The organism is Pseudomonas sp. PS01299 (assembly GCF_029960145.1).
Lineage (GTDB): Bacteria > Pseudomonadota > Gammaproteobacteria > Pseudomonadales > Pseudomonadaceae > Aquipseudomonas > Aquipseudomonas putida_A.
Genome location: NZ_JASCPO010000002.1, coordinates 38,376 through 64,532 on the forward strand (window position 1 = coordinate 38,376; position 26,157 = coordinate 64,532).

Consider the following 26,157-nt stretch of genomic DNA (forward strand, 5'->3'; position numbering starts at 1 on the left):
GGATTGCTGCTGACCGGCGTCCATCGGGAAACTGCTTGGACGTTAAATCCCCAGTTCGATTTCAATACATGAGCCTCGCAGGGCACGCGAAAGCTGCGCCTTTGGTAGCAATGTGATGAGCCCATCAACCAAGCTGCTGGCGTGACGAGCGTATAAGGTGACTGTGCCTGCAGCCCGAATTCGACCCGGTACGAAGGCACCGACTCGTTCCTGGGCAATTTTCAGTATATTCAAGACTTCTTGGCTAACCTTGTCGTGGGATAGATGCTCAACGACTGGTCTGGGCGGGCACCCGGCGCGGCTCCACATTTCTATGACCGCTTGGAGGAGTCCGTCTGAGCCGAGATGCTCGAGGGCCATCTCCCATAACTCACCCTCCTGCGCCATATCCAGGCGAGCCCTAGTCATAACGGAGTTCCTGCAACATGAGGCTCTTTCTTGATTGCGAGTTCACCCGGCTCTCAGCCACAGCGGAGCTGATATCACTCGCACTGGTAGCTGAGGATGGACGCGAATTCTACGTGGAATTGATCGACACATGGCGAGAGGAAGATTGCAGCGACTTCGTCTTAGAGATCGTTCTTCCGCAGCTCTGGGGTGGTGGCAATGCACAACCTATTATCGGGGCAAGAACTGCACTGCTCGATTTCCTAGCCTCGTTCGACGAAGTTCTGGAGATTGTCACAGACGCTCCACAGTACGACTGGGAGCTTTTCTGCGAACTCGCATATGACGATGGTAAATGGCCAAGGAACGTCCGGAATTACCCCACTGACGCCACCACTCTTGATGCCACAAGTGACGGAGTTCCGCTTCCGCATCACGCTCTCCTTGATGCCCGTATCATCGCCAGCATGTTCACCTAAAGCAATCCGAAGAAAGGGCTACCCTGAGAAGGCGTATGGATCAGTATTCTATATTGGCCAATCAGGTGGAGCTAAGTATGAACTGGAAGGCCCGCACGTAGGAGCCACTCGCGGAGTTGAGCTGTGGTGACAACCCTGAAGGCTCTTTCCACTACCCCAAGCCCGAATCTGGTCGCTTTTTTAGGGATGCCGATAGTGAAACTGTCCACGACGCCCCATGCGTCGATTCTGTGTCGCGGAAGTTCTGCAAAAAACCTCGTCTACCGAGCTCAAAGTCGGCAGCCTCAGCTGCCGCAGAAAAAGCGCCTATCAGATTGTGGGCAATCGCACATACAATCATTTTAGGCAGCATAGAATCCGCTTGAATGTGTTCGGAATGGAGAATCGTGATGTCTGCAAATAAGCGGCAGCAGTTTGAGCTTGGCAAAATCCTTCAGAACGCCATTTTCTCAATACAACTAGGGATTGAAGACTACGCGATCAGTACAGCACCAGGCGGAGACACGACCAGAGCCATTTCATCATCGCGCAACCTATTCGCCGGTGTGATTTTGCTGTTCAAATACAAGCTTGCGTCCCTCGCGAAAACTCCGGAGGAGGCCGAGCAGCTCCTTTATGAGCCTAAAGTCATACTCCCTTACTTGACTGAGGAAGGCGGGATCGAATGGCGTCCCATTTTCGAACAGAAAAATCCTCGCTCAATCGATACCGACGCGATCCACGCTCGACTAGATAGTTTAAATGTAGAGCATGATTGGGAGGTGGTTAAAACGCTGAGGGACTGCCGCAATAACCTCGAGCATCTCCATCCTACTCATCAAACAAGTGAAATACAAAAATTCCTAGCCGCTCTTTTCCCACTTCTTCAGAACTTCATAAGTAGCGAATTATTCGACAGCCCAGGCGCACTTTTAGGAAAAGCCTGGGAAACTATGCTCCAAACACACGACTTCTTCGAAAAAAACAGACTGAGGGCACGAGCTGAATGGAAAAAAATAGGTTTGCCCGCCAACGCCCTGAAACTTCTTAAAGGCTGCCAGCGCGGGAGTTGTGGGTCTCCTCTTCTGCAGCCTTTTGAAGAAGATGCTGCAGCGAGTCTTCCTGTTGATACGCCTGAATTCAGGTATGAATGCTTAGTCTGTCATCACCGGGCCGGTATGCTCGACGTGTTGGAAGCGGAATTCCTGCTCAAATATGAATCTGCCTTTGATACAGAGCAGGTTGTAGAGGAGTGTCCTGTATGTTTCGTTCACATGTTCCACACCCATCATGATATTTGCCATTGGTGTGAAACCAAAACTGAATATAAGCGGTGTGAGCACTGCCATACTATTCTTGAGTCTCATGAGGCCGAGCACGGAACATCGTGTGAGCGATGCGACCAATATCAATGGATGTTTGACCAGCATGATCCTACCGCCCGCTAATAATTAAGTTTCTTATTTTACCCATGGAGAAATCTATGTCTTTTGAGTTATCGAAGATTGACTGGAATGCCATTAGCGCTATATCTACATTTCTGGCAGTTCTAGTCGCCCTGTTCTATCAACCATTTTTAAACAGGCGCAAGGTTGTCCTCGACACTAATCTAAGAACAGAAAATGGAAATATACATTTTATCTATCTTTGCATAACTAACAAAGGCGAAAAGCCGATATGGATAGTTTCGGGCGGGCTGCTTTTTGAAGACGGTGAAAAAAAGGTTGTTAAGTTTATGGATGACGATACATTGCCAAAGAAACTGGAGCCCTCTGAATTCATTATCTGTCCAACTCCTATCATGGAGTACAATTACAAAATAAAAGACTTATTTGCAAAAGATTCGCTTGGAAAATTTTGGTACTTGAAGAGGAAGCAGAGAAAGGAACTAGATAAAAATATCCGAATCTGCAAAGATCATAACCCTCCTCTGGTTCGCAGCAAACCCGCCGAATACGTAGAAAGGCCGAAACCAAAAAGCAAATCTTGATTTTGACTTTCTCTTGCCTTGCTGATGATGAAAAGCACCATAAAATCTGCACCTAAGTGCCGCTAGCGGGACTATAGATCGAGTGACGCGGCACAAGTTTTGAAGAAGTCACTCCTGTGAAGGAGCCGTTGTTTTCAGATATCTACGTACAGTGGCTTCAGAGAGTTCTAACGCTTCCGCAATCTCGACAACAGGCACTCCTTCTTTCCTCAGTCGTTGAGCCTCTATCGTCTTATGTGCCGCCCCAGATCTGGAGGGTCTACCAGGAAACAACTTCCCAGTCCGTGCTAACGACTCAATTTCGATATCAATGCCGTCCTTTCTGATCCTGTTCAATTGCCTCGAAACACGTCTTAGACCCTCTCCAAAGGGCTCACTCGCCTGCAAGGAGGTCGCCATGAGAATCAACGCAGCGGCATCAAGCTCCAAGATGGATGCCAGTCTTACCAGCATATCAATGGTGATGCTTACTTCTCCCCGCTCAATCCGACTGAGATGGGATCGGTCAATGCTGTTCAAGTCCTCCTGAGACAGACCTTGTCCTCTGCGCACTGCTCGTACCACCACAGCTAGCGCTTCTGCTGCCTCCATCGATTTCCCTCCAGCAAATCGAGGATAAGGCCACATTGCGCTCCGTCATAACACGCCTTATCATCCTCATTGTGACTGGTTTGAATTCTCGGCATGATTTCGATGCCGGCGCGTCCTCAGGCAGAGCTGCGCAAAGGGTGCACTGGATCGGGAAATTCAGGCCAAGACGAGCGACAAGTCCAGAGATTGAATTGTCAATTTCCTGGTTATTAATGAAAAAGGAAGCCGTATGGCTAGCATCGAAGAACCCGATTTCATGAAAGGGCCACGTACACCACTGGAAGGCCTGTCCAGCAGCTCTGATGCACGAGCGCTAGCGAACCAACGTTTTCCCGAAAAGCCTTACTGCTTGGTTCGAGATTGGACAATATTTCGCATTGAAGTCACTCGCGACGAACTCTTCAAATGCCATGCAGCGGGCCAGCTCCCGATGATCCTGTTTGCTCACAACGTGGCCGAGGACAGCCAAGGCCGTTTCGAACGGGGCGATTGGGCTCGTTCAAGCATGTGCACCGGTTTCCACGACGGTGTTGCATTCGAAACCAGAAACACGGTTTACGTGTTGATTGGCCCTGGTCATGAACAGCTCGCGAGCCTGAAAGACGTTTTCTCCCTCTTCTAACCTGCGCTCTATATCGGAGCCCCTTCAGGCCAAGGACACACGATGTTTAGAACACACGACGCCGACATGCTGGGCCTACCGGGCATGTTCGGTGAGGGTCAGTACCAATGGCATCAGGTATCCAAAGTGCTTCGTAATCACTGGTATCACGTAACAGTTCAGGCCAAGACCAAGGGTCGAATTTCAGAGGCGGTTCTGATGGTCGGCAGCGAACCTCGGCTTCAGCAACTCCTGATTTCCCAAGACGCTGAGACGATCATCACAGAGGTGCAAGTAGTCACACCTGCCCACATGAATGGGACGGGAGTTTGGCGAATGGAGAAACTGACCAAAGTGACGCTTGGTGAAGACCAAAACGAGTGTGTTGTGTGCCTGCTAGAGGTGGAGACCGGCTCCAAATACCACAGCTCTCACCAACCTAGCTTCAACACTGATGTGCTGAGCAACCTTCGTCCGATCTATCACGCAAACATGATTCGTACAGCCTGAGATTTACCAAGATTTCTGCACGATACCAGCACAGATGGTTGCGTGTGGAATTCCTGGTTAGGCCGTATATACCGCCAACGGAGTGCAACAATGCTGAACATGATTGGCTTGGATTTTTATGGGAAGCGCCACACAGAATTCGACCTAATACGAATCAAAAAAGCCCAGGCGCAAGGCTTCGATAGACCGATCACAGCGTATCTTTGCAGCGCCTCCATCAAAGCCCGAACGGGCATAGGCGTAGTGTTTGGTCACAACCGTAAAGACCAGTATGGGCGGTTCGGCGACGGCCATTTGATCCGCACTTCTGATGTGATCAAAGTCGAGCGTGAAGGCAGGTTTTGGGTGATGACGACGGAGAATAGTCGTTACGTCTTGGCGACGTTCCAGAGGGGTAATGGACGTGCAAGCCTGCGTGAGTTTCTGCGGCTTTCACGGGGGATGCACCACTTCACCCCGCGAGGGTTACAGTAATGGTCGTGGTCTTCTTCCACTGGCGAACCCTCCTGAATGGCTTCGAGGTGGTGTCATGATCGTCAAGGCAGGCGAAGTCATCTGCATTGCCTCGGGCATTTTTGAGAATTACGACCGCGCTGGGCCCTTTGTTGCAACGCAGGACTTCGACCTCGATTCATTAATAGCAGAGGCAGTGAAGCCGCTCACAGAGAAATGGGAAGTGTCGAGTTTGTTTGGCGATATACCCAGGGTGCTTTTCGAAAACGGGCTTATCACCAAGCTTCCTTGTCGCAAAATTTACCTATGAGCGATGGGCGAAGTCGACATTCGGGAAGAGCAGGATGACCTTTGATGACGACGCTTCAAGCATTTTACTAAAGCGTCATGATGGTAGCGATAGAGCTGAGATGGTTTGCCTTGCAGTAGCCGCAGTTAGGATCGCGGTAAACGTCGATGACTTCAGCGGCTTGTGCCGCTCCGGTCATGAGTAGTGTCGTGAACGCAGCGATTCGCAGACTGGCATTCATGGAAGTTCTCCTGTTTATAAATAAGGCTTACCGACAGCAGCAACCGCCGCCGTTCCCGCCACAACCGGAGGATTTCTTACTTTCTACGCTTTCCACTGTCGCCAGCTGTGCTGGATAGCCCGCGTTCTCCAGGGCTGCAAGCAGCGCATGGCTGTCCGAATCGCCGCTGACCTTCACCCGTCCGGCTTGTAAATCCACTGCTACGTCACTCACGCCTTCAACTGGGCGCAGCGCTTCGGTGACATGTTTGACACATGAACCACAGCTCATGCCTTGGACTTGCAGTTCAACAGTTTTCATTGGTGACTCCTCACAACAAAGTTGATCATGGAAAGACTGACGCATGAGGCTTTTTTGCGGCGTTGGCTTATCCTCAACCTTGCTGCCATGGCAAGGTCAAGCGGTCGTTTTCACTCAATCAATGGAAGCCTGGCGCAGACGCAAGGCGTTGAATACCACCGACGCCGAGCTCACGCTCATGGCCAGTGCGGCAATGAGCGGTGACAGAAGGTGACCGGTAAGTGGAAAGAACAAGCCGGCAGCCAGTGGGATACCCATGGCGTTGTAAAGGAAGGCGAAGGTCAGGTTCTGGTGCATATTTCTCACCGTTGCGACTGACAGGCTGCGAGCACGCAGGATACCGAGGAGATCCCCCTTGACCAGGGTGACCTGAGCGCTGTTCATCGCCACGTCAGTGCCAGTGCCCATGGCGATACCTACATCAGCGCGAGCCAGTGCGGGGGCATCATTAATGCCGTCGCCGGCCATCGCCACCCGGTGTCCGGCTTGTTGCAGAGATGCCACCAGACGTTCTTTATCTTGCGGTTTGACCTCGCCGTGAACCTCCTCGATGCCCAATTGGCGAGCTACCGAGCGAGCAGTCGTAAGGCCATCGCCAGTGGCCATGATGACCTTGACGCCATCCGCCTGCAGACGCTCGACGGCCAGCTTCGTGGTGGGTTTGATGGGGTCGGCAACAGCCAGCAAACCCGCCAGGGCGCCATCGACTGCCAGGTACATGATGCTCGTACCGTCGCCGCGTAGCTTCTCGGCATGTTCTTGCAAGCTCTCTGTGGAAACGCCGGCCTCCTGCATCAACGCGGTATTGCCTAGCATCAGGCGGCGACCCTCGACCTGCCCGCTTACACCAATACCTGAGGCTGACTCAAAGGTTTCAGGTGTCACCAGTTTTAGCCCTGCGGCACGAGCCTGCTCGACGATGGCGCGGGCCAATGGATGCTCACTGCCCTGATCGAGACTTGCGGCCAGGCGCAACACTTCATCCTGAGTAAAACCGAGTACGGCCTCGACGCTATGGAACGCTGGTCGACCTTCAGTGAGGGTGCCAGTTTTGTCGACTATCAAGATGTCTATCTTGCGCAGGTTTTCGATGGCGGCGGCATCGCGAAACAATACGCCGCTGCCAGCAGCCTTGCCGGTGGCAACCATGACTGACATCGGTGTCGCTAGGCCAAGGGCACAGGGACAGGCGATGATCATGACCGCAACAGCGTTGATGAGTCCGAACACCCAACTTGGCTCGGGCCCCCACAGCCCCCAGCCGAGTAGAGTAAGCGCGGCGATAGTAATCACCACAACCACGAAGTAACTGGCAATCACGTCTGCCAGCCGTTGCATCGGCGCTTTTGAGCGTTGTGCCTGCACAACCATCTGCACAATCTGTGCGAGCAGGGTCGCCGACCCTATCTTCTGCGCTTGCATCACCAGACTGCCGTGGATGTTGAGAGTGGCGCCAATCAGCGCGTCGCCGGCTCTCTTCATGATCGGTATCGGTTCGCCGGTGAGCATCGACTCATCTACAGCGCTTTCGCCTTGCAACACCTGACCGTCGACAGGCACTTTTTCGCCCGGTCGCACACGTAACGTGTCGCCGCTGTGTACGTGTGTCAGAGGGATGTCTTCTTCCGTGCCATCGGCATTGATCCGTCGGGCAGTTTTGGGTGCCAGTCCAAGCAGCGACTTGATGGCAGCCGAGGTTTGCGAGCGAGCCTTGAGTTCAAGCATCTGGCCGAGAAGGGTCAGTGAGATGATTACAGCCGCCGCTTCGAAGTACACACCGATGCGGCCCTCCATCATGAAGTTGCTGGGGAATACATCGGGGGTCAGGGTGGCCACGACGCTGTAAAGGAAGGCCGCCGCCGTGCCGAGGCCGATTAGCGTCCACATGTTCGGACTTCGCTGAATCACCGAACGCACACCACGCACATAAAACGGCCAGCCAGCCCACAGCACGACGGGCGTAGCCAATCCCAGCTCGACCCAATTTTGCGTGGTGCCATGGAACAGCACCAGGGCATGTCCCCCCATAGCCAGCACGGTTACGATCACTGTCAGTGGCAATGTCCACCAGAAGCGCCGTGTGAAGTCCTTAAGTTCGGGATTCTCATCCTCCTCTAATTCGGGAATCACCGGCTCTAAGGTCATGCCGCACTTAGGGCAGACGCCGGGGCCGATCTGGCGAATTTCCGGATGCATGGGACATGTGTATACAGCGGCACCCGTTACCGGTTCTGCTGTTTTCTGATGGACTTGTTCGATTTTCAGTTGAGATATTCGATAACGCTCGGGTGCTGCCCTGAAGGTCGTTTGGCATTTCTGGCTGCAGAACCGGTAGTTTTGCCCCTCGTACTCCGTGCTGAACTGGCTGTCGTTACTGACGATCATGCCACATACCGGGTCATGGGAGCCGGTAAGTTGGGGTTCAGACTTCTGTATTAGGCCGTGCTCTTGACGAACCTCAGGGTTGTGCATGAGCTAAATCCTATTCGCATTCTTGGTTGAGACTGAGGTTTCGCCGTGATGCCTGTGACCACCGTGGTGGTGCCCGAAAAAATGCATCAGCGGGCACAACAGCAAAATCATATAAGGCAGTAAGCCCAGCATATGGCCGTAGTGTTCTCTTGCTAGATAGAACAGCACGATCACCAGCAACATGCCCAGCGCTATGCCGGGTTTGCTCCTCAAAAATGTTGGAGAGGTGTTAGCGGAATGTGGTGAATTCGTCATGGTCTGTACTCCTGAGGGAGCTGTTTAGTGATACGTCATATAGTTGCGGCGAACGGCAGTTTTACCTTTGGCATATTGGCTAAGGTAAAACCGTCGCTGCATTACCTAAAGGCTTGTGCGCGTCACTTGCTCATCGGCATGTTCATCATGCTCGATTGCTGATCCATCATTTTCATCATCATGTTCATCATTCCCATCTCCGTGCCGTCTTTGTTGCCGCCCATGCCCATGCCATGACAGTTCTTGTGCATCAAGGCCATGCTGTCCTTCATCGTCTTCATGCTCTCCTGCATGGCGGCGTGTCGCTCGGCAGGGGTCTTGGCGGCGGCTGCCTTGTCGTGTGCAGCCTGCATTTTTTGCATTTGCTCGGTCATGACGTTGTTTTGCATCGACGTGGCTGCAGCGCTTGTCTGGGCTGGCGCCGTCTGCCCCTCCGGGTGGTGCTCATCGACTGCCGAAGCGACGAATGGGCTGCTCATGAGCAGGGCTGCGAGAATAAGTTTCAATGAAATATTCATGGCAATCTCCAAAGGGTGAGTACAGCTCAGGTAATACCAAGCCGCGCCAGGTTGGCGCAGTCGGACAGTGCGCCGAAGCTCGGCGCGCAGAAGGTCGGATTAATCGTTGAAACGGACGAAAATCAGGCGGGCAGGAGGTCTGGCCGGTACAGGGCGCCGTAATGCAAGAAAGGCAAAAGCGGAGGGATTGGCGGGATACAAAATCAGCAACGCTGGGATAAGGAGCAGAAGCGTCCAACTGAACAGGTCAAATATTTGAAGATGGAGCGAAGGACTTACAGCTATTGCCGCATCGGCGCAGTGCTGAAGGCAACCGAGGGCATGGGCGTCATGGCTATCGTGATCTTGCGTAGTGATCAGCGAGACATGAGTTATAGCCGGATTGTGGCTGGGCTGTGCCAGGCATCCCTGGGTCGCTGCCAGACCAAACGCTAACACCCACAGCACGATGGCGAGGCGTATGAACGTTGGTTGACGATGGCGAAACCAGAACATGGAGAATCTCCGGTACTGATTAGCGGATTTTGATTTTCCAACATACGCCACATTGAAGTGCCACGGTTGATCTACATCAATTTATGCAACCGGCTGTCGGTTCTGTGGTTCGGTCAAATTTTACAACACCCGCCGATCTTTCAGATGTTGAGTTTCTCCGTGTGCTGTCGAAAGTGTAATCACCGGCTAAGCGTGCTGACAGGTGCGTCCCCTCATCATCCTCATCGAGCTGACGCTCAAACTCTCTGGTTTCAACGAGAGTCAATTCCTTGGAGGAGATGCATTATGAAAGCAACCAACGTTGTGATTCTTACGCTCAGTTTGGCTATATCGTCGCTGGCCTTTGCCGAAGGTGGTGGCGACCGTGCGGTTGAGCGCATGGAACGAGCTCGCGAGACGGCAATGGTCACCACCAAGCCCGTCCCACAAGCGAAAGCGCAAGAGGATATTGCACAGGAAAAGCCCACGGCTGAAGAGCAGAAGCATCAATGCTGAGCCGCCCAGCTTACTGAAATGTAATCACCCCGTTTGCTAGCTTATGGCATCTTCCGATACATCAAGCGCACTAGCTCGTCTAGCGTTAGCCCTCGGGGGCACGCCCAGTGCGCACATCTAACATCCGCCTGACGGGACATGAATCGGTATGCAAGCCAAAACCTCTCGGCGCACCTTTGTGAAAGGACTCACCGCAGGCGGGATTCTCGGTTGTCTAGGCCTCTGGCAAACCCCTATCTGGGCCGCCCCTAAAGTGGGTGAGACCAATGTCTTGTCAGGTACAGAGTTTGACCTCTTCATCGGAGAAACACCGGTAAATATCACTGGGAACTCCCGGACGGCCATGACCATAAATGGCGGGATTCCTGGGCCCCAGCTGCGCTGGCGTGAGGGCGATACCGTGACCTTGCGGGTCAAGAACCGCCTCAAGGATATGACTTCTATCCACTGGCACGGAATTATCCTTCCGGCGAACATGGACGGTGTGCCAGGCCTTAGCTTCCATGGAATTGAGCCTGATGGCACGTACGTCTATCAATTCAAGGTCAAGCAGAACGGAACGTACTGGTATCACAGCCACTCCGGCTTCCAAGAACAGGTTGGTGTGTACGGCCCGCTGGTAATCGACGCAAAAGAGCCCGAGCCTTTTGAGTATGACCGTGACTATGTGGTGATGCTCACCGATTGGACGGATGAAGATCCTGCTTCGCTGATGAAAACGCTGAAGAAGCAGTCTGATTACTACAACACCCACAAGCGAACAGTCAGTGACTTTATCAATGACGTTGCTGACAAGGGTTGGTCAGCAACCGTCGCTGATCGCAAAATGTGGGCAGAAATGAAGATGAATCCCACTGACATTGCAGACGTCAGTGGTGCGACATACACCTACCTGATGAACGGCCATGCTCCGAACTCCAACTGGACAGGCACATTCAAACCCGGCGAAAAGCTCAGATTGAGGTTCATCAATGGTTCAGCCATGAGCTATTTTGATGTCCGTATTCCGGGTTTGAAAATGACTGTTGTGGCTGCTGATGGCCAATATGTTAAGCCGGTGAGCGTAGACGAGTTCAGGATCGCCACTGCTGAGACCTTCGATGTGATTGTCGAGCCAACTCAGGATGCCTACACGCTGTTTGCTCAGTCGATGGATCGGTCGGGATACGCCCGAGGCACCTTGGCCGTCCGGTCAGGCATGACTGCTCCAGTCCCAGCGCTAGATCCTCGTCCTCTAGTCACCATGGCAGACATGGGTATGGCCGGTATGGATCACGGTGCGATGCCTGGTATGGGCGATATGGCTGGAATGGATCACAGCAAAATGGCCGGTATGGGAGACGACTCGATGCAGGGTATGTCGGGTATGGACGGCGGAGCCATGAAAGATAGCTCTGGCTCTATGCAAGGCATGTCCGGTATGAACAGCATGCAGGGAATGGATCACAGCAATATGTCCATGGGCGGCATTAGTGGTATGGGAGAAATGCAGTCGCACCCAGCCACAGAGTCCAACAATCCCCTCGTCGACATGCAAGCAATGTCGACCTCTGCGAAGCTCGATGATCCTGGCATGGGCCTTCGCGACAATGGTCGAAAGGTGCTGACGTACTCTGATCTAAAAAGCACGTTTGAGGATCCAGATGGCCGTGAGCCAAGTCGCACTATTGAACTGCACTTGACCGGTCATATGGAGAAATTTTCCTGGTCTTTCAACGGCGTAAAATTTTCAGACGCCGAGCCGGTAAAACTGAAGTACGGCGAGCGAGTTCGGTTCGTTCTCGTGAACGACACCATGATGACTCACCCCATCCACCTGCATGGGATGTGGAGCGACCTTGAAGATGAAAACGGGCAATTCCTCGTTCGCAAACACACCATCGATATGCCGCCAGGATCAAAGCGTAGCTACCGAGTGACTGCTGATGCGTTGGGACGCTGGGCCTATCACTGCCATCTCCTATACCACATGGAAATGGGCATGTTCCGTGAAGTGCGCGTGGAGGAATAAGGAGATGGCTATGAGTAATTTCTTAAGCGGGACTCGCATGCACTCAGCTGTACTCACGGTCGCTCTCACTGCTGGTGTTGCCTTGCCGGCAGCTGCTGAGTCTAGCCAGGGCATGGATCACAGCCAAATGCAGGGTATGGATCACAGCCAGATGCAGGGCATGGATCATAGCAAAATGGAGGGTATGCAGCCCGCCAAGCAGCCACAAACTCAAAGTCGGACTCCGATACCACCACTTACCGATGCTGACAGAGCCGCAGTTTATAATGCCCCTGGTGGTCACGAAGTCCATGACAGTGCTCTCAACTCACTTTTTATATTTGAGAAGTTGGAATGGCAGGATGCGGACGATGGAAGCGCGCTTAACTGGGAAGCACAAGGTTGGATAGGGGGAGATGTTGACCGTCTATGGCTACGTTCCGAAGGCGAGCGCACTAATGGGAAGACTAAAAAGGCTGAAGTTCAAGCTTTATGGGGACACGCCATTAGCCCTTGGTGGGATCTAGTCAGTGGGGTGCGTCAAGATTTCAAGCCAGGCGACCCTCAGACGTGGGCGGCTTTCGGTATCCAAGGCTTGGCGCTCTACAATTTCGAGGCCCAAGCTACTGCTTATTTGGGTGAAGATGGCCAGACCGCAGCGCGTTTAGAAGGGAATTACGACATTCTCTTAACTAATAAGCTGATTCTGCAACCGACGGCAGAATTCAATTTCTATGGCAAAAACGATCCTCAACGCGGGGTTGGTTCAGGGCTGTCTGAAAGTGAGGTTGGTTTGCGGCTTCGGTACGAAGTCCGTCGAGAGTTTGCACCTTACGTAGGTGTAACTTGGAATCGGTCTTATGGAAAAACCGCAGACTATGCCCGCGAGGAAGGTGAAGACAATAGCGAAGCACGCCTAGTGGTCGGCGTCCGAGTTTGGTTCTAATCGAAGTTAGCGTCACCCAATAATTATCTCACCTCATTACAACAGCTTCGTGCTGTGAGGAGCCTTGCATGTCCGTTTTCAAATCCTGTGTCGTGGCCGTTGCTCTTTCATCCAGCTTACTGCTCAGTGCAGTTGCCCAAGCCCACCCGAAGCTGCTGTCTTCAACTCCTGCTGAAGGTGAGAACGGCCAAGCCCCGGCAAAAATTGAGCTGTATTTTTCAGAGAGCTTAGTTACTCAATTTTCCGGAGCTAAGTTAATTATGACTGACATGCCTGGCATGCCGAACTCACCCATGGGTGTTAAGGCCAGCGTGGCGGGCGGAAGTGATCCAAAAACAATGATTATAACTCCGACATCGCCACTTACAACAGGAACTTATAAAATAGAGTGGCGAGCGGTATCGTCAGATACTCATCCGATTACCGGTAGCGTCACTTTCAAAGTGAAATAAGTATGAGCGACTCTTTAAATGTAGTGCTGCGATTCGCGCTCTACTTAGATCTGATGCTCCTGTTCGGCCTAGCAGTCTTCGGGCTTTACAGCTTTCGGGGAAAAGAGCGCGTATCAGGCGCAATGTTGCATTTTGAGTCGCTGCTACCTGGCATCGCTGCCTTTGGTGTGTTTTTGTCGATAGCCTCCTTCGTCGTCATGGCAAAAAATATGAGCGGCGCATCCGACTGGGCGGAGCTGCTACCCCATCTGGAAATGATGGTGTACGAAACTGAGGTGGGCTATAGCTGGGTGACGCGCATGATTTCATTAGTAGTGGTGATTTCTGTCGCAAGTCAGAGCAAGCGATGGCCAACAGGAAGTCTCTGGGTTGCTACCTTGGCAGGCTGTATCGCCTTATCCACGCTCGCGTGGACAGGTCATGGAGCGATGGATGAAGGCACTCAGCGGTTCTGGCACTTTGCGGCTGATATTCTGCACCTACTTGCCGCTGGCGGCTGGATCGGAGCTCTCGCGGCGTTTGGTTTGATGTTGAGTATCAGGAGGTCTAATTCGGAGCAACTCGTACGAGTGCTGTCACGAGCACTCACTGGCTTCGAGACAGCAGGCGCATTCATTGTGGGTACGATCATAGTCACAGGCGTCGCTAATTATCTCTTCATTGTCGGGCCGACGTTGCTAGAAGTTGTAACCAGCACCTATGGCGTGCTTCTTCTCGTGAAAATCCTGCTTTTTGCATGCATGATCGGGCTTGCTAGTCTCAATCGTTTTTACCTGAGTCCTTCACTCGAGCGCTCTGTGAAAGCCGGTGATTATTCCCTTGCAGCCTCGGTTTTGAGAAAAAGCATAGTGATTGAGTCAACCTGTGCTGTTGTCATCGTCTGTTTGGTGGCGTGGCTAGGAACACTGAGCCCTTCAATCGAGATGGCTCAAGGTTGATCCAGTAGCCAAATCTGAGCGTCCATATGGGTGCTCAGAGCTAGGTAACAACTATTGGCTCGCAGGGTACTGAGCGACTTTTTCTTGCGCACCTGCCTTGGTGAGGCCCAGCACTTGATAAGACTGATGGCTCTGGCCGTAGTCCATGCCGGGAGAGCCTGCGGGCATGCCCGGTACTGCAATTCCTGCGAGGTCGGAGCGACTACTCAGCTTCTTGATTTCTTCGGCTGGGACATGCCCCTCTACGAACTTGCCGTCAATAACAGCCGTATGGCATGACGCGAGTCCCTGCGGCACTCCTAAGCTCTGCTTAATAGCGCTCATATTGCTTTCAACATGGTCGACCACCTTGAATCCATTCGATTCAAGGTGCTTGACCCACTCCTTGCAGCATCCGCAGTTCGCGTCACGATGCACATCGATTGTGAGCGGCTCAGCCGCCTGCGCGACAGCACAAATCATCAAGCCCACGGCGAGCGATAGCTTTCGTTTGAACATTCGATGCACCTCGTAGCGTTTTAGTATGCGGTTGCTCTGCAAGCCCCCTAGCCTTGGGCCAGCCGTCATGCTTCCACAGTGGTTGGAATTAGGTTAAGCGCAAAAAGCTCAAATCGCTGATTACATTTTTGTAAGCCGCCTGCCAATTCACTCCATCCAACCCATCACACACCGACCTGTCGTGGCATCGGGCGATCCGTGGGCTGTTGAGGCAATTACATTTACGTAAGCTTGCGCACAGATGTCAGATTGGTAGCACACTAGAACACCGCAAACCGGAGCCCGTGCATGAAACTCTTGGTCGCAGAAGACGAACCCAAAATCGGAATGTACCTACAGCAGGGTCTTGTGGAGGCTGGCTTCACTGTCGACCGAGTTGTTACGGGAACAGAGGCGTTGCACCATGCGTTAAATGAGACCTATGACCTTCTGATCCTGGACGTAATGATGCCCGGCCTGGACGGCTGGGAGGTCATTCAATCTGTCCGCATAGCCGGGAACTCAGTTCCTGTTTTGTTTCTGACAGCCAGGGACGGGGTTGATGACCGGGTCAAAGGGTTGGAACTAGGAGCGGACGATTACCTAGTCAAACCCTTTGCATTTTCCGAATTGCTTGCTCGCGTCAGAAGCTTGCTCCGCCGTGGTTCCGCCGTACCCAACCAAACATCTATCAAAATCGGCGATCTGGAGGTCGATCTTCTGAAACGACGTGCCTCCCGCTCAGGTCGACGCATTGACCTCACCGCCAAAGAATTCTCCCTCCTAGAACTCCTTATGCGCCGTAGAGGGGAAGTCCTGCCAAAATCACTGATCGCATCGCAGGTTTGGGATATGAACTTCGACAGTGATACCAACGTGATCGAAGTAGCAATTCGCCGGCTCCGGGCCAAAATCGATGATGATTTCGACACTAAGCTGATTCAGACCACCAGGGGAATGGGCTACATGCTAGATGCGCCGGATACTGAATGAAGCGTGTATCTCTTACCTTCCGTTTGAGCATGATGTTTGTCTGTGCCGTGGTAGCCGTGCTGGTTGTAGCAGGCTTTACCTTCGATGCTTTTAGTAGACATCACTTCAAAGCGCTCGACCGTCAAGCGATGACGGAAAAGCTCGTATCCATTCGGCAAATCATGGATGGCGAGGCCGGCTCCGTAGACTCTTCAGAAGTGGTGTTACAACTGCAAGCCCTGCTGGGCGCCCATCAGGAGCTTTCAGCATCGATTGTCACCAACGGAGGGAGGACGATCTTCGCTACTCCCAACGGAACTGCACAGCCTACCGCTGCGGTTCATGAGGCTGGGGAAGGTTTGTTGGAGTGGACGGCTGGCGGCCATACGTATAGAGGCATGAAGGCCCAAGTTCATTTAGTGAATGAAGCTGAGCCACTAACCGCATGGTTAAGTATGGATATCACCAGTCACATGCACTTCGTTGAAACTTTGCGTTGGTGGCTGGTCATTGGGCTGGCTATCAGCGCTCTGGTCAGCGCAGCGTTAGGGTGGCTGGTGGCGCGCAGCGGGTTAAAGCCGGTCGCACAGGTGACGCAAGTCGCGGCCTCAATGTCAGCCGGTTCGCTGAAAGAACGCATCCCGATGGACTCGGTGCCTCGTGAGCTTGAGAGCCTTGTCTCTTCTTTCAACGCCATGCTTGCTCGCCTTGAAGAGTCTTTTGTTCGGCTGTCCAACTTTTCAGCCGATATTGCGCACGAGCTACGAACCCCTATCAGCAATCTGCGTACACACACCGAAGTCATCCTTTCAAAGAAACGTGCACCGGACACTTATGAAGAGAATCTCTATTCAAACCTGGAGGATCTGAACCGACTCTCCAGCATTATTGACGGCATGCTTTTCTTAGCAAAATCGGACAACGGTCTGGTTCTACCTGCCAAAGAGAAAGTCGAGTTGCGTTCGGTGGTCGAAAAACTTTTCGAGTATTACCAGTTGCTGGCAGAAGACACCGGAGTAAAGCTACAAGTCTCCGGACACGGCGCGGTCTATGGTGACGGTACGATGTTGGATAGGATGATCTCGAATTTACTTTCTAATGCGCTCAGGTATACCCCTCCTGACTGCACTGTCTCCGTAAAAATCGAGTCGTTGGGTAGCATAATCAGCTTGTCAGTGAAGAACCCCGGCGAGGAAATAGCTGGAGAACATCTGCCCCGGTTGTTTGACCGTTTTTACAGAGTCGATCCTGCACGTAGAGAGGGTGCTACGAACAACGCGGGGTTAGGTTTGGCAATCGTCAGATCACTGGTTGACGCCCATGATGGCGCCGTTGAGTGTGTCTCCGGAGGAGGCTATACGACCTTTGAGATCCGCTTACCTGCTTGGCCTGCTGACTGAGAATAAAAGAAAACTCCCGTGCCTCTTCTTTGAGGAACAAGGCCGCAATGCGGCCTTGTTTATTTACGGCGTCACTCGTGTGAATGGCCGTGCCCAGCGATCTCAGAAGTTGCGTCTTTTTCATCGCCTCCGCAGGCCGTCATCAAACCAAGGAAGCAGATCAGGAGCATCGAACGGATCATGGTTGTTGGGGTTTTCATTGGAATACTCTTCAAAAATGGATGAAATTGAATGACATGTGGTCAAGCAGCACGCTGCGTTTCTTGCCGTAGCACAGCCATCGCTGCTTCTGATTACTGTTTGACGCCCAAATAATCGCCGCTGGTTTTCAGTGTGATGGTCACGTCGTTAGTGCTGCGATTACGCCAAAACCAACCATGGGTGCCGTCAAAGATGGCGGTAAATTCACCCTTATCACTTTTGACCTGCTTGCCCTTGTTGTAGCTATGGAAGTAACCCTTCTCACCGTTGTAGGGTTCGCCATGGGTATCGAAGTTCACAGGCCCACCAACCGCAGTCCATTCGTAGCCAACAGACTTGCCCTTCAAGACTTCGAACTTTATTTCAGTCCCTTCACCTGGCTTGAGCGTGACGCTCATTTGATTAGTCTTCAAAGCTGAAGTGGGTGTGGGAGCCGGCTGAGCAGCAGGTTTCGCAATAGGCTGGACTTGCGCAACCTGTGGAGCTGGAGCTGGAGCAGCAGCTTGCGGTGGCGCGGCATCCGCCAAAGCTTCCTGAGCAAGGATGATCTTCAATTCGCCCATTTGGGTCAGTCCCAGTGCTCGGCCCACACCCGTTGGATCGACGGCATATTCCGAAGGCATAACCACTGTCACCAGCAGGCCGACCGCAGTCAGCAGTGCAATGACAGTGGAGCGCACCAGTTTGCGAGTGCTTGGCAATTCATTAACAGTGGGAAGCGGAGTATTGAACATGGTCAGAATTCCTTACGCGGAGACAAACAGGCCGGTGATCTGGTAACCCATCAAGAGGAAACCGGCACTCATCATGGCGACGTTGGCGGTATAGGCGTGGCGCCAGAAACTGCCGGTGCGCCGCCAATACCCCATCAGAATGAGAATCGCGCTGAGGGCCAGTAACTGGCCGATCTCAACACCAACGTTGAAGGCGATCAGGTTCGGAATCAGGCCATCAGGTGAGATCTCGTATTCCTGGATCTTCGTCGCCAGACCAAAACCGTGGAGCAAGCCGAAGATCAGCGTGGCCACTTTGGTGTTGGGTTGGAAACCGAACCAGCGCTGGAATGCGCCCAGGTTATCGAGCGCCTTGTACACCACCGAGAAGCCGATGATGGCGTCGATGATGTACGAGCTGATGCTGACCTCTGTAAGTACGCCAAGCAGCAGCGTGACCGAATGACCTACAGCAAACAGCGTGACATACAGCCCCACGTCTTTCAGGCGATAGAGGAAGAAGATCACCCCGAACAGAAATAGCAGGTGGTCGTACCCGGTCATCATGTGCTTGGCGCCCATGTAAATGAAAGGCAGCAACATGACGCCGGAGCTTTCCTGGATGAAGCCTTTGTCACCTTCCGCGACGGCGTGAGCCATCGCCTCGGGCATTCCCAGGAAAAGTGCAGCGATAAGTAAAAACAACGTAACCGTCTGGCCAACTCACCTCTCAGCACACAGACCAGCTCAGACAAGAACGGGTGGAAAACAAAGCCTTGCCCGCAGGTATACCCATTGAATAAGCCTGTATCTGACGTAGCTCATGCGGAGCTTGGCAGCGGGTCGCAATCGACGATGGCTTCATTGTATACTTCTGCTCCGCATACCCCTTGAGCTACAGGAACATCAGCATGACTGTACTCCAAACGATCTACTGGCAGCCTACGCCGCCTTAGCGCTACGCCCCCTCGCAACAACCTGCTTCCGCTAGCCTCGCTCGCGGGTGCGCACTGCTGTACGCCTGGTTATACGCCTTAAGCACACAGCAAAAAAATCCTCAAAATTTGAATTTGTATCGATTCGCTCGCCATTCCCTTGGCGTGCGCGATGCTTTGCCTTGGATATTTTCTATGCTGCAAAAACTTAGACAAACGTGGTTTTCCAACGTCCGTGGAGATGTGCTCGCGGGGCTCGTAGTCGCACTTGCGCTGATCCCTGAAGCCATCGCCTTTTCCATCATCGCCGGCGTTGACCCAAAGGTCGGACTTTACGCCTCCTTCTGTATCTGTGCTGTTATTGCCTTTGTCGGCGGTCGTCCCGGCATGATCTCGGCGGCTACCGGCGCCATGGCACTTCTCATGGTCACTCTGGTTAAAGAGCACGGACTTCAGTATTTGCTGGCAGCCACGTTGCTCTGTGGGGTACTTCAAATCCTCGCGGGTTACCTGAAGCTAGGTTCGCTGATGCGCTTCGTCTCTCGCTCTGTGGTCACGGGTTTTGTGAACGCATTAGCGATTCTGATTTTTATGGCGCAGTTACCTGAATTGACCAACGTGACCTGGCACGTCTACGCGATGACCGCAGCGGGCCTTGGAATCATCTACCTGTTTCCGTATATACCTAAGATCGGCAAGCTGGTTCCCTCACCACTGGTGTGCATCCTGACCCTGACTGCCATCGCCATTTATCTGGGGCTAGATATCCGTACCGTGGGGGACATGGGCCAACTGCCGGATACGCTGCCGATTTTTCTGTGGCCTGAAGTGCCGCTGAACTTTGAAACCCTGCGCATCATCTTTCCTTACTCCGCTGCGCTGGCAGTTGTAGGCCTACTGGAGTCGATGATGACCGCGACCATCGTCGACGACCTGACCGATACCACCAGCAACAAAAACCGCGAGTGCAAAGGCCAGGGTGTGGCCAACATCGCTGCCGGCATGCTTGGCGGCATGGCAGGTTGCGCCATGATCGGCCAGTCGATCATCAACGTGAAATCTGGTGGCCGCACCCGTCTCTCGACATTGTGTGCCGGCGTTTTCCTGCTGCTGATGGTGGTATTTCTTGGCGAATGGCTCTCCAAAATCCCTATGGCGGCACTCGTGGCTGTGATGATTATGGTGTCCATCGGCACCTTTAGCTGGGATTCCTTGCGCAATCTGAAAGAGCATCCGCTGTCGACCAACCTCGTCATGGTGGCGACCGTCGTGGTCGTCGTGGCCACTCACAACCTAGCCTACGGCGTACTGGTAGGTGTGCTGCTGGCTTCGCTGTTCTTTGCCAATAAGGTTGGGCACTACCTGGATATCAAGAGCACTTTGGAAGAGACGGAATCGCATCGGACTTACCGCGTCGTGGGCCAGGTGTTCTTTAGCTCTGCGGACAAGTTCACTGAAGTTTTTGACTTCAAGGAAGCGCTCAACAAAGTCACCATCGATCTCACACAAGCGCATTTCTGGGATATCACCGCCGTCGCAGCGCTGGATAAGGTCGTGATCAAGTTCCGCCGTGAAGGCGCTGAGGTTGAAGTGCTCGGTCTCAATGAAGCCAGCACAACAATCGTTGACCGCTTCGGCGTGCATGACAAACCCGGTGCCATCGACAAGCTCATGAGCCACTAAGGAGAACGACAATGACCCACGTAATGGCATGCATTGATAACTCACAATCCTCGCTGGCGGTCTGCGACTACTCAGCATGGGCGTCGCAAAAACTTAGCGCGCCCCTTACCTTGCTGCATGTATTGGATGAGGAGAAATACCCTGCATCAGCAGACCTGAGCGGAAATATCGGTCTCGGTAGCAGAGAACATCTACTGGAAGAGTTGGCCACGCTGGATGCGCAGCGTGCAAAACTGGCCTTGGAGCATGGGCAGCACATGCTTGAAAAAGCTCGCGAGCGAACAGTCCACTCTGGCGCCATGCCACCTGATATGAAGCAGCGCCATGGCCATCTCGTCGAGAGCGTGAGCGATCTCCAAGACGATATTCGATTACTGGTGATTGGAAGAGTCGGTGAGGACAGCACTCGCACTGCCCAAAGTCTTGGCAGCCAGATTGAAGCGGTAGTCCGAACTATCCACCGCCCCATCCTGATTACAACCAGCCATTTCAGGAAACCTGAAACGATCATGGTGGCATTTGACGGCAGCGCTACAGGCCACAAGACCGTACAGATGCTTACTTCGAGCCCGCTGTGCGAAGGCCTGCCAATTCATATCGTCATGGTTGGTACGGACTCTAAAGAAAACCAGAATGAGCTGGAGAAAGCACGAACCACACTTGCCTCTTCTGGCTCGCTGGTGCATGCCGAGATCCGCCCAGGCGAAGTAGAGTCGGTGCTGCATGCGTATCAGACAGAGCACAGCATTGACCTCTTGGTCATGGGGGCGTACGGGCACTCACGCATCAGGCAGTTTCTGGTGGGCAGCACGACCACGACGATGCTGCGAACATCCACTTTACCCGTATTGCTGCTTCGCTGAGCCAGTTCCACTGGCCACAGTATTTCCAGAGCTGCGGAAATACCGTGGCCACCCTGGACGATGACTAACTGATCTTGCCGTAACGAGACCACATGCAACTCATAACTGAAATTGTTCACCCCGAGCTGAAATCCAAACAGGGCAGAGTATTCCGTCGACACGCAGCACGCGGCATCGTGATGCGGGATGAACAGATCCTGTTGCTGTTCACGGAGCGCTATAACGATTTCAGCTTTCCTGGAGGCGGCCTTGATGGTGACGAAGACATTGTCGCAGGCCTGAAGCGTGAGCTTGAGGAAGAGACTGGTGCCCGTGAAATACAGGTGCTCCAGCACTACGGTTATATCGAGGAGTACCGGCCCTACTGGAAGCCACAATATGACCTGATGCACATGACGTCGCATTTTTATCTATGCGAAGTAGCGCCCCAGCTAGAGCCCGTCAGAATGGAAAGCCACGAAATCGCTAATGGAATGCGGCCTGTCTGGGTCAGCCTGCATGAGGCCATATCGCACAACGAAGCCGTGATGCAGCGTCAGGAGTTATCGATGGGGCAGTCAATTCAGCGCGAAACGTTCATGCTGAAAAAAGTCGCGTCCGAGTTGATGCCGCCAATCAGCCTTTGAGGGGATATCTCAGCAACTTGTGGCGTAAAACACGATGACCTCGCTTCGCGAGACGATGTTCCGGCCACAGGATTTCTGTCAGGGAGAAACTCCGTGGCCGGCTCGCTTACGCTTATTTAGAAACCGTGGCGGCGACAATGGCGGGCGCAGCGCTGCGTCGCAAAATCAGGACTCCACCGATTGCAGCCAGGGTCGAACCAATCAACACGCCGACTTTTACCTCATCGATCAGGTGAGCTGATCCAGCAAACGCCAGGTTTCCGATGAACAGGCTCATGGTGAAGCCGATGCCACACAAGAGCGCAACGCCGTAAAGCTGTGCCCAATTGCTACCTTCCGGCAGTTTGGCCAAGCCCATACGAATGGCCAGAGCAGCCAATAGGAAAATGCCAATCTGCTTGCCCACCAACAAGCCGAGCGCAACACCCAGCGGAACCGGATCGACTAGGTTTTCCATCGAGATACCGGCCAATGAAACACCCGCATTGGCGAAGCCAAAAATCGGCACCACAGCGAACGCTACCCACATATGCAGCTTTTCTTCTAGGAACAGCAGTGGAGACCGGGCTTCCTCTTCAGGCTTACCCATTGGAACGCACAGCGCTACAGCGACACCCGCAAGGGTGGCGTGCACTCCCGATTGCAGCACGAAGAACCACAGCACACCACCTACCAGCAGATACGGGAACAATCGTCTGACGCCCAATCGATTCATTGCGATCAGAATGGCCAGGGTTGCGAGCGATGCCAGCAACATCGGCATGGAAAGACCAGAGGTGTAGAAAAAGGCAATGATGACTACAGCACCCAGGTCGTCAATGATCGCCAAGGCGGCGAGGAAGACCTTCAGCGACGTAGGGACTCGCTTCCCCAGCAACGACAAGACACCCAAGGCGAATGCGATGTCGGTAGCGGCTGGGATAGCCCACCCCTTCAAAGTCTCAGAATTACCCCAGTTGATTGCGATGTAGATCAGCGCAGGCACAACCATGCCACCTAAAGCACCAAACCCCGGCAGGGCGCGCTGGCCCCAAGTGGAAAGCCCACCTGCCAGAACCTCTCTTTTGATCTCTAGGCCGACCATCAGGAAGAAGATGGCCATGAGGCCATCATTGACCCAATGCTCCACAGACATGCCCAACCAGACACTGTGCAAGGCGGCAAAATAACCTTGCGAGAGAGGCGAGTTCGCCACGATTAGGGCCGCGAGTGCTGCGCCCATCAGTACAAGACCGCCAGCGGATTCCGACGATAGGAAGCGAGCCAGAATCGCGGCTGCTCTAGGGGTTTCTGCGGGAACTCTACTATGAGTCATCAGTGTCCTTGCGCTTTGATCCAAAGCGATTATTTTAACATCCGAGGTTTACCAGCGCGGCAGGGCACATAGCCTGTAACGATTTACACCGGGCCTTAATCAGCCTTCAGTGTGTTCCCCGGCACGGGCTCGCTCATGAACCGCAGGGGCGCGCTCCAAGCACATAGCCTCACTAGGCGAGCGAGCATCGATCCTTCTTTACAGGCGTGTGGCTCCTCGGATATTTGATGATTGAAGCAACTGAGGCCCAGCATAAATGCACGCACCTCAGCGCGATCCTACGACAGTGGCATTTGAATCTGGAGTAAGCCTATTTGGGGATATACGCCGCTACCGACTTGCGAATCTCTTCCCGCGCCTCATCCGCGCTCCCCCAACGCACCATCTTCACCCACTTACCCGGCTCCAATGCTTTGTAGTTTTCGAAGAAGTGCTGGATCTGTGCGAGGAGTAAGGCAGGGAGGTCTGAGCACTCTTTCACGTCGGTGTACATTGAACTAAGTTTCTCGTGAGGCACTGCGATCACCTTGGCATCCGCTCCGGCTTCGTCAGTCATGTACATCACGCCAACCGGGCGACTGCGGATGACAACGCCAGGTGAGACGGGATAAGGGCAAACCACCAGGACGTCCAGCGGATCACCATCGTCGCTCAGCGTGTTCGGAATAAACCCGTAGTTGGCCGGGTAGAACATCGGCGTGCTGAGGAAGCGGTCGACAAAGGTCTGCCCACTTGGCTTGTCCACCTCGTACTTAATCGGCGAGTGGTTTGCAGGAATCTCGATAACGGTGAAGAAGTCATCGGGGATCGCGTTACCAGCCGGAATGTCCGTGTAGCTCATGTTCATAGCTCCGAAGTTGTCGAAGGGGCTGAACTGGAAGGCGTTTGTCCAAGAGTGCCCATCTCGATTGGCGTCTTCGTGAAAAATACCGATATTTCCTCAGAGTCCAGTCGTTTGAACAATCGTTCGGCCTCATCTTCCGTGATTGCCAAGCGAATTTCCGTGGGTTGATCCGCCAGCTCAAAAAAGTGCGATGAATGCAGTTTTCCTGTGTGCCCAAACCCTTCGATTCCGGTGCAGAGCGTGGCGCCCCGCAACCCCATTTCTTTAGCCACGTCGACGATCCATTCACCTAGCATCTTTCCCTGATAACGACGGTTTTGTTGGGTGAAGAAAACGACCATATAGCCTTTCATTTCTATCTCCTCAGCGAGTACCAATCATTTGGTAGGACAGAAGCCCGGCAGCGGTCATCGCTAACGAGCCTGCAACGTGCAACGAAATTGAGCCAAGCGCCCAGACCAGTCTGCCCTCCTGAATCAAGGCAACCGTTTCGGCTGAAAATGTAGAGAAGGTAGTAAGCCCACCACAGAAACCCGTGATGATCAGGAGACGCCACTCTGGACTGAGGGTAGGGGAAGCGGCCAAGAAGGCGATGGCCAGGCCGATGATGTAGCCCCCAACCATGTTCGCGACCACAGTACCTGGAGGAATCGTAGGAAACAGAGCATTCAGTTTCATGCCCAATATCCAGCGCAACCAGGCTCCAAGTGAAGCGCCAACGGCGATGACCATTAATGACTTCAGCACGGAGAGTCCTCCTCATCAGATCTGAGTGGACTAATTGGCAAGCGGCTCGCGCTGAAGGAAAAGGGAAACTCGAAGGGTAAGATCATAGCCTGTCCTGAATTGGAGGACAGGGGGACACACCTACGCACCCTGTCCAGGGTTCACGTAGGCATCATCAGCACTAAGGCGGTTAAAGGAGGAATGCCATCTCCTGTTCTGATCCTATAGCATCAGCGCCAATGGCATCAAGAGGCATCAAGAGCAGCTGCATGCAAGCGATCTGAAGGCCCTTTTGGCTAGGCAAGATGTTTAATCAATGATCCAAGTACGGGCCGACCCTTTGCACGACTAGGTCATTTGGCGCGTTTACATGGATTTAACCGATACCACTTCCACGTACTTGTACTTTTTCCTAGCAGCCTTTACAGCCTCCTGCTCAGCAAGCAACGAGCTCAACGTGTCGGCCTCGTGAAACAACTCGACCATTTTTCCTTCAAACTCGTTTCCAACACGTAACGTGACCCTCAGCCTAGGCGTAAATGCTTTTGCCACTTTCTTCTTCGCTGCTGGAGCGACCAGCGGTTTGGCGAGCACAACTTCTTCCACGGGCTCCGGCACTAGCGGCGTAGAAACTTGCTCCTCTGGCTGAGGTGTGCCGAAAAGGGCATGACGCATTTCTTCTTCAGTTAAATCAGAGCTCATAGAACATCTCAAAAGGACGCATTTCGCTGGGCAAGTTTTAATAGGATTGTTGCTGACTGGTATTCGTGGAGCCTGTGCGGACGTCAAATCCCCAGTTCGATTTCAAGACAAGAGCCTCGTAAGGCTTGCGAAAGCTTCACCTTTGGCAGCAGTGTAATGAGCCCATCAACTAAGTTGCTAGCGTGACGAGCGTAAAGCGTGACTGTGCCTGCATCAGGCGTTCGACCTGGCACGATGGCACCTACCCGCTGCTGGGCAATTTTCAGTATGCTCAAGACGTCCTGACTCACCTCATTGGTGGACAGGTGTTCGACCAATG

General features: G+C 53.2%; 32 protein-coding genes, 1 pseudogene and 1 riboswitch. Of the genes and pseudogenes, 17 read left to right on the top strand and 16 right to left on the bottom strand.

Annotated features, from left to right (window positions below; translation table 11 throughout):
• The first annotated feature begins 425 nt into the window (after positions 1-425).
• From QMX91_RS01070 to QMX91_RS01080, 3 genes are all read left to right on the top strand, one after another.
• A complete protein-coding gene (locus QMX91_RS01070) occupies positions 426-866 on the top strand; it encodes a 3'-5' exoribonuclease (RefSeq protein WP_096143218.1) in 441 nt (146 codons plus the stop codon).
• A gap of 389 nt (positions 867-1,255) precedes the next feature.
• Positions 1,256-2,293: a hypothetical protein gene (locus QMX91_RS01075; RefSeq protein WP_096143575.1), complete on the top strand. Its 1,038-nt coding sequence runs from the start codon at positions 1,256-1,258 to the stop codon at positions 2,291-2,293.
• Positions 2,294-2,328: 35 nt separating this feature from the next.
• Positions 2,329-2,835: a hypothetical protein gene (locus QMX91_RS01080; RefSeq protein WP_096143576.1), complete on the top strand. Its 507-nt coding sequence runs from the start codon at positions 2,329-2,331 to the stop codon at positions 2,833-2,835.
• 108 nt (positions 2,836-2,943) lie between these two features.
• Here QMX91_RS01080 and QMX91_RS01085 read toward each other — a convergent pair whose 3' ends face one another.
• Positions 2,944-3,462 carry a transcriptional regulator gene (locus QMX91_RS01085; RefSeq protein ID WP_311136225.1) on the bottom strand — a complete coding sequence of 173 codons (519 nt, stop codon included), beginning with the start codon at positions 3,460-3,462 and terminating at the stop codon, positions 2,944-2,946.
• A gap of 193 nt (positions 3,463-3,655) precedes the next feature.
• On the opposite strand from QMX91_RS01085, the gene QMX91_RS01090 reads away from it, so the two are divergent.
• From QMX91_RS01090 to QMX91_RS01105, 4 genes are all read left to right on the top strand, one after another.
• Entirely contained in the window at positions 3,656-4,048 is a 393-nt protein-coding gene (locus QMX91_RS01090) for a hypothetical protein (protein WP_233101200.1), read from the top strand.
• Positions 4,049-4,090: 42 nt separating this feature from the next.
• A complete protein-coding gene (locus QMX91_RS01095; protein ID WP_096143578.1) occupies positions 4,091-4,537 on the top strand; it encodes a hypothetical protein in 447 nt (148 codons plus the stop codon).
• A gap of 90 nt (positions 4,538-4,627) precedes the next feature.
• Entirely contained in the window at positions 4,628-5,011 is a 384-nt protein-coding gene (locus tag QMX91_RS01100) for a hypothetical protein (protein ID WP_032894847.1), read from the top strand.
• A gap of 55 nt (positions 5,012-5,066) precedes the next feature.
• Positions 5,067-5,300, top strand: a complete 234-nt coding sequence (locus QMX91_RS01105; RefSeq protein WP_096143223.1) for a hypothetical protein — start codon at positions 5,067-5,069, stop codon at positions 5,298-5,300.
• A 97-nt stretch (positions 5,301-5,397) separates the two neighbouring features.
• On the opposite strand, the pseudogene QMX91_RS01110 reads toward QMX91_RS01105, so the two are convergent.
• From QMX91_RS01110 to QMX91_RS01135, 6 genes and pseudogenes are all read right to left on the bottom strand, one after another.
• Positions 5,398-5,520, bottom strand: a pseudogene (locus QMX91_RS01110) (DUF411 domain-containing protein); the annotation flags it as partial.
• Between the two features lie 27 nt (positions 5,521-5,547).
• Positions 5,548-5,820: a heavy-metal-associated domain-containing protein gene (locus QMX91_RS01115; protein WP_096143224.1), complete on the bottom strand. Its 273-nt coding sequence runs from the start codon at positions 5,818-5,820 to the stop codon at positions 5,548-5,550.
• A gap of 114 nt (positions 5,821-5,934) precedes the next feature.
• Positions 5,935-8,292, bottom strand: a complete 2,358-nt coding sequence (locus QMX91_RS01120) for a heavy metal translocating P-type ATPase (protein WP_258191650.1) — start codon at positions 8,290-8,292, stop codon at positions 5,935-5,937.
• A gap of 3 nt (positions 8,293-8,295) precedes the next feature.
• Positions 8,296-8,547 (bottom strand): DUF2933 domain-containing protein, encoded by a 252-nt coding sequence (locus QMX91_RS01125; RefSeq protein ID WP_106117683.1) that lies wholly within the window; start codon positions 8,545-8,547, stop codon positions 8,296-8,298.
• A 122-nt stretch (positions 8,548-8,669) separates the two neighbouring features.
• Positions 8,670-9,065: a hypothetical protein gene (locus tag QMX91_RS01130; RefSeq protein ID WP_205476283.1), complete on the bottom strand. Its 396-nt coding sequence runs from the start codon at positions 9,063-9,065 to the stop codon at positions 8,670-8,672.
• A 99-nt stretch (positions 9,066-9,164) separates the two neighbouring features.
• Positions 9,165-9,560 carry a hypothetical protein gene (locus tag QMX91_RS01135; protein ID WP_205476284.1) on the bottom strand — a complete coding sequence of 132 codons (396 nt, stop codon included), beginning with the start codon at positions 9,558-9,560 and terminating at the stop codon, positions 9,165-9,167.
• A gap of 285 nt (positions 9,561-9,845) precedes the next feature.
• Here QMX91_RS01135 and QMX91_RS01140 point away from each other — a divergent pair, with 285 nt between their 5' ends.
• From QMX91_RS01140 to copD, 5 genes are all read left to right on the top strand, one after another.
• Positions 9,846-10,055 carry a co-regulatory protein PtrA N-terminal domain-containing protein gene (locus QMX91_RS01140; RefSeq protein WP_205476285.1) on the top strand — a complete coding sequence of 70 codons (210 nt, stop codon included), beginning with the start codon at positions 9,846-9,848 and terminating at the stop codon, positions 10,053-10,055.
• A gap of 148 nt (positions 10,056-10,203) precedes the next feature.
• The gene (locus QMX91_RS01145) at positions 10,204-12,066 is read left to right on the top strand and encodes a copper resistance system multicopper oxidase (RefSeq protein WP_205476286.1); all 1,863 of its coding nucleotides are present in this window, start codon (positions 10,204-10,206) and stop codon (positions 12,064-12,066) included.
• A gap of 37 nt (positions 12,067-12,103) precedes the next feature.
• A complete protein-coding gene (locus tag QMX91_RS01150; RefSeq protein WP_240344225.1) occupies positions 12,104-12,991 on the top strand; it encodes a copper resistance protein B in 888 nt (295 codons plus the stop codon).
• A 68-nt stretch (positions 12,992-13,059) separates the two neighbouring features.
• Complete coding sequence (copC, locus tag QMX91_RS01155; RefSeq protein WP_205476288.1) at positions 13,060-13,443, top strand: copper homeostasis periplasmic binding protein CopC; 384 nt, start codon at positions 13,060-13,062, stop codon at positions 13,441-13,443.
• 2 nt (positions 13,444-13,445) lie between these two features.
• A complete protein-coding gene (copD, locus tag QMX91_RS01160) occupies positions 13,446-14,381 on the top strand; it encodes a copper homeostasis membrane protein CopD (RefSeq protein WP_205476289.1) in 936 nt (311 codons plus the stop codon).
• A gap of 51 nt (positions 14,382-14,432) precedes the next feature.
• On the opposite strand, the gene QMX91_RS01165 is transcribed toward copD, so the two are convergent.
• Positions 14,433-14,879: a DUF411 domain-containing protein gene (locus tag QMX91_RS01165; RefSeq protein WP_205476290.1), complete on the bottom strand. Its 447-nt coding sequence runs from the start codon at positions 14,877-14,879 to the stop codon at positions 14,433-14,435.
• 288 nt (positions 14,880-15,167) lie between these two features.
• Between QMX91_RS01165 and QMX91_RS01170 the strand changes: the two genes are divergently transcribed.
• Both QMX91_RS01170 and QMX91_RS01175 read left to right on the top strand, forming a co-directional pair.
• A complete protein-coding gene (locus QMX91_RS01170; protein ID WP_032894827.1) occupies positions 15,168-15,851 on the top strand; it encodes a heavy metal response regulator transcription factor in 684 nt (227 codons plus the stop codon).
• Positions 15,848-17,230, top strand: a complete 1,383-nt coding sequence (locus tag QMX91_RS01175) for a heavy metal sensor histidine kinase (protein WP_047338274.1) — start codon at positions 15,848-15,850, stop codon at positions 17,228-17,230. The genes QMX91_RS01170 and QMX91_RS01175 overlap by 4 nt, the downstream gene beginning before the upstream one ends.
• Positions 17,231-17,301: 71 nt before the next feature.
• On the opposite strand, the gene QMX91_RS01180 is transcribed toward QMX91_RS01175, so the two are convergent.
• From QMX91_RS01180 to QMX91_RS01190, 3 genes are all read right to left on the bottom strand, one after another.
• On the bottom strand, positions 17,302-17,430 hold the full coding sequence (locus QMX91_RS01180; protein ID WP_263868211.1) for a hypothetical protein: 129 nt from the start codon (positions 17,428-17,430) through the stop codon (positions 17,302-17,304).
• Between the two features lie 93 nt (positions 17,431-17,523).
• Entirely contained in the window at positions 17,524-18,165 is a 642-nt protein-coding gene (locus QMX91_RS01185; protein ID WP_158879133.1) for a transmembrane anchor protein, read from the bottom strand.
• A gap of 12 nt (positions 18,166-18,177) precedes the next feature.
• Positions 18,178-18,816: a HupE/UreJ family protein gene (locus tag QMX91_RS01190; RefSeq protein WP_240344226.1), complete on the bottom strand. Its 639-nt coding sequence runs from the start codon at positions 18,814-18,816 to the stop codon at positions 18,178-18,180.
• Positions 18,817-19,274: 458 nt separating this feature from the next.
• Here QMX91_RS01190 and QMX91_RS01195 point away from each other — a divergent pair, with 458 nt between their 5' ends.
• From QMX91_RS01195 to QMX91_RS01205, 3 genes are all read left to right on the top strand, one after another.
• A complete protein-coding gene (locus tag QMX91_RS01195; protein WP_083376071.1) occupies positions 19,275-20,762 on the top strand; it encodes a SulP family inorganic anion transporter in 1,488 nt (495 codons plus the stop codon).
• Between the two features lie 11 nt (positions 20,763-20,773).
• A complete protein-coding gene (locus QMX91_RS01200) occupies positions 20,774-21,625 on the top strand; it encodes a universal stress protein (protein ID WP_017337064.1) in 852 nt (283 codons plus the stop codon).
• A 92-nt stretch (positions 21,626-21,717) separates the two neighbouring features.
• Positions 21,718-22,251: an NUDIX domain-containing protein gene (locus QMX91_RS01205; protein WP_017337063.1), complete on the top strand. Its 534-nt coding sequence runs from the start codon at positions 21,718-21,720 to the stop codon at positions 22,249-22,251.
• A 112-nt stretch (positions 22,252-22,363) separates the two neighbouring features.
• On the opposite strand, the gene nhaA is transcribed toward QMX91_RS01205, so the two are convergent.
• The 5 genes from nhaA to QMX91_RS01230 all read right to left on the bottom strand — a co-directional run bounded on the left by nhaA (position 22,364) and on the right by QMX91_RS01230 (position 25,838).
• Positions 22,364-23,566: a Na+/H+ antiporter NhaA gene (gene nhaA, locus QMX91_RS01210; RefSeq protein ID WP_017337062.1), complete on the bottom strand. Its 1,203-nt coding sequence runs from the start codon at positions 23,564-23,566 to the stop codon at positions 22,364-22,366.
• A gap of 310 nt (positions 23,567-23,876) precedes the next feature.
• A complete protein-coding gene (gene ppa / locus QMX91_RS01215) occupies positions 23,877-24,407 on the bottom strand; it encodes an inorganic diphosphatase (RefSeq protein WP_017337061.1) in 531 nt (176 codons plus the stop codon).
• A gap of 2 nt (positions 24,408-24,409) precedes the next feature.
• Positions 24,410-24,763 (bottom strand): DUF190 domain-containing protein, encoded by a 354-nt coding sequence (locus QMX91_RS01220; protein ID WP_017337060.1) that lies wholly within the window; start codon positions 24,761-24,763, stop codon positions 24,410-24,412.
• A gap of 10 nt (positions 24,764-24,773) precedes the next feature.
• Positions 24,774-25,157 carry a fluoride efflux transporter CrcB gene (gene crcB / locus QMX91_RS01225; RefSeq protein WP_017337059.1) on the bottom strand — a complete coding sequence of 128 codons (384 nt, stop codon included), beginning with the start codon at positions 25,155-25,157 and terminating at the stop codon, positions 24,774-24,776.
• A gap of 138 nt (positions 25,158-25,295) precedes the next feature.
• Positions 25,296-25,357: riboswitch (Fluoride riboswitch) on the bottom strand.
• 145 nt (positions 25,358-25,502) lie between these two features.
• The gene (locus tag QMX91_RS01230; RefSeq protein WP_017337058.1) at positions 25,503-25,838 is read right to left on the bottom strand and encodes a hypothetical protein; all 336 of its coding nucleotides are present in this window, start codon (positions 25,836-25,838) and stop codon (positions 25,503-25,505) included.
• Between the last annotated feature and the right edge of the window lie 319 nt (positions 25,839-26,157).

Excerpts from the sequence above, each read along its gene's own strand:
- QMX91_RS01230 (WP_017337058.1), bottom strand. The coding sequence starts at position 25,838 with ATGAGCTCTGATTTAACTGAAGAAGAAATGCGTCATGCCCTTTTCGGC.
- QMX91_RS01170 (WP_032894827.1), top strand. The coding sequence starts at position 15,168 with ATGAAACTCTTGGTCGCAGAAGACGAACCCAAAATCGGAATGTACCTA.
- nhaA (WP_017337062.1), bottom strand. The coding sequence starts at position 23,566 with ATGACTCATAGTAGAGTTCCCGCAGAAACCCCTAGAGCAGCCGCGATT.
- QMX91_RS01105 (WP_096143223.1), top strand. The coding sequence starts at position 5,067 with ATGATCGTCAAGGCAGGCGAAGTCATCTGCATTGCCTCGGGCATTTTT.
- QMX91_RS01100 (WP_032894847.1), top strand. The coding sequence starts at position 4,628 with ATGCTGAACATGATTGGCTTGGATTTTTATGGGAAGCGCCACACAGAA.
- copC (WP_205476288.1), top strand. The coding sequence starts at position 13,060 with ATGTCCGTTTTCAAATCCTGTGTCGTGGCCGTTGCTCTTTCATCCAGC.
- QMX91_RS01135 (WP_205476284.1), bottom strand. The coding sequence starts at position 9,560 with ATGTTCTGGTTTCGCCATCGTCAACCAACGTTCATACGCCTCGCCATC.
- QMX91_RS01070 (WP_096143218.1), top strand. The coding sequence starts at position 426 with ATGAGGCTCTTTCTTGATTGCGAGTTCACCCGGCTCTCAGCCACAGCG.
- QMX91_RS01175 (WP_047338274.1), top strand. The coding sequence starts at position 15,848 with ATGAAGCGTGTATCTCTTACCTTCCGTTTGAGCATGATGTTTGTCTGT.
- QMX91_RS01095 (WP_096143578.1), top strand. The coding sequence starts at position 4,091 with ATGTTTAGAACACACGACGCCGACATGCTGGGCCTACCGGGCATGTTC.
- QMX91_RS01185 (WP_158879133.1), bottom strand. The coding sequence starts at position 18,165 with ATGTTCAATACTCCGCTTCCCACTGTTAATGAATTGCCAAGCACTCGC.
- QMX91_RS01145 (WP_205476286.1), top strand. The coding sequence starts at position 10,204 with ATGCAAGCCAAAACCTCTCGGCGCACCTTTGTGAAAGGACTCACCGCA.
- QMX91_RS01200 (WP_017337064.1), top strand. The coding sequence starts at position 20,774 with ATGACCCACGTAATGGCATGCATTGATAACTCACAATCCTCGCTGGCG.
- QMX91_RS01150 (WP_240344225.1), top strand. The coding sequence starts at position 12,104 with ATGCACTCAGCTGTACTCACGGTCGCTCTCACTGCTGGTGTTGCCTTG.
- QMX91_RS01090 (WP_233101200.1), top strand. The coding sequence starts at position 3,656 with ATGGCTAGCATCGAAGAACCCGATTTCATGAAAGGGCCACGTACACCA.
- QMX91_RS01085 (WP_311136225.1), bottom strand. The coding sequence starts at position 3,462 with ATGTGGCCTTATCCTCGATTTGCTGGAGGGAAATCGATGGAGGCAGCA.
- ppa (WP_017337061.1), bottom strand. The coding sequence starts at position 24,407 with ATGAGCTACACGGACATTCCGGCTGGTAACGCGATCCCCGATGACTTC.
- QMX91_RS01220 (WP_017337060.1), bottom strand. The coding sequence starts at position 24,763 with ATGAAAGGCTATATGGTCGTTTTCTTCACCCAACAAAACCGTCGTTAT.
- QMX91_RS01190 (WP_240344226.1), bottom strand. The coding sequence starts at position 18,816 with ATGCCCGAGGCGATGGCTCACGCCGTCGCGGAAGGTGACAAAGGCTTC.
- QMX91_RS01195 (WP_083376071.1), top strand. The coding sequence starts at position 19,275 with ATGCTGCAAAAACTTAGACAAACGTGGTTTTCCAACGTCCGTGGAGAT.
- QMX91_RS01115 (WP_096143224.1), bottom strand. The coding sequence starts at position 5,820 with ATGAAAACTGTTGAACTGCAAGTCCAAGGCATGAGCTGTGGTTCATGT.
- QMX91_RS01120 (WP_258191650.1), bottom strand. The coding sequence starts at position 8,292 with ATGCACAACCCTGAGGTTCGTCAAGAGCACGGCCTAATACAGAAGTCT.
- QMX91_RS01180 (WP_263868211.1), bottom strand. The coding sequence starts at position 17,430 with ATGAAAACCCCAACAACCATGATCCGTTCGATGCTCCTGATCTGCTTC.
- QMX91_RS01205 (WP_017337063.1), top strand. The coding sequence starts at position 21,718 with ATGCAACTCATAACTGAAATTGTTCACCCCGAGCTGAAATCCAAACAG.
- QMX91_RS01165 (WP_205476290.1), bottom strand. The coding sequence starts at position 14,879 with ATGTTCAAACGAAAGCTATCGCTCGCCGTGGGCTTGATGATTTGTGCT.
- QMX91_RS01140 (WP_205476285.1), top strand. The coding sequence starts at position 9,846 with ATGAAAGCAACCAACGTTGTGATTCTTACGCTCAGTTTGGCTATATCG.
- QMX91_RS01075 (WP_096143575.1), top strand. The coding sequence starts at position 1,256 with ATGTCTGCAAATAAGCGGCAGCAGTTTGAGCTTGGCAAAATCCTTCAG.
- copD (WP_205476289.1), top strand. The coding sequence starts at position 13,446 with ATGAGCGACTCTTTAAATGTAGTGCTGCGATTCGCGCTCTACTTAGAT.
- QMX91_RS01130 (WP_205476283.1), bottom strand. The coding sequence starts at position 9,065 with ATGAATATTTCATTGAAACTTATTCTCGCAGCCCTGCTCATGAGCAGC.
- QMX91_RS01080 (WP_096143576.1), top strand. The coding sequence starts at position 2,329 with ATGTCTTTTGAGTTATCGAAGATTGACTGGAATGCCATTAGCGCTATA.
- QMX91_RS01125 (WP_106117683.1), bottom strand. The coding sequence starts at position 8,547 with ATGACGAATTCACCACATTCCGCTAACACCTCTCCAACATTTTTGAGG.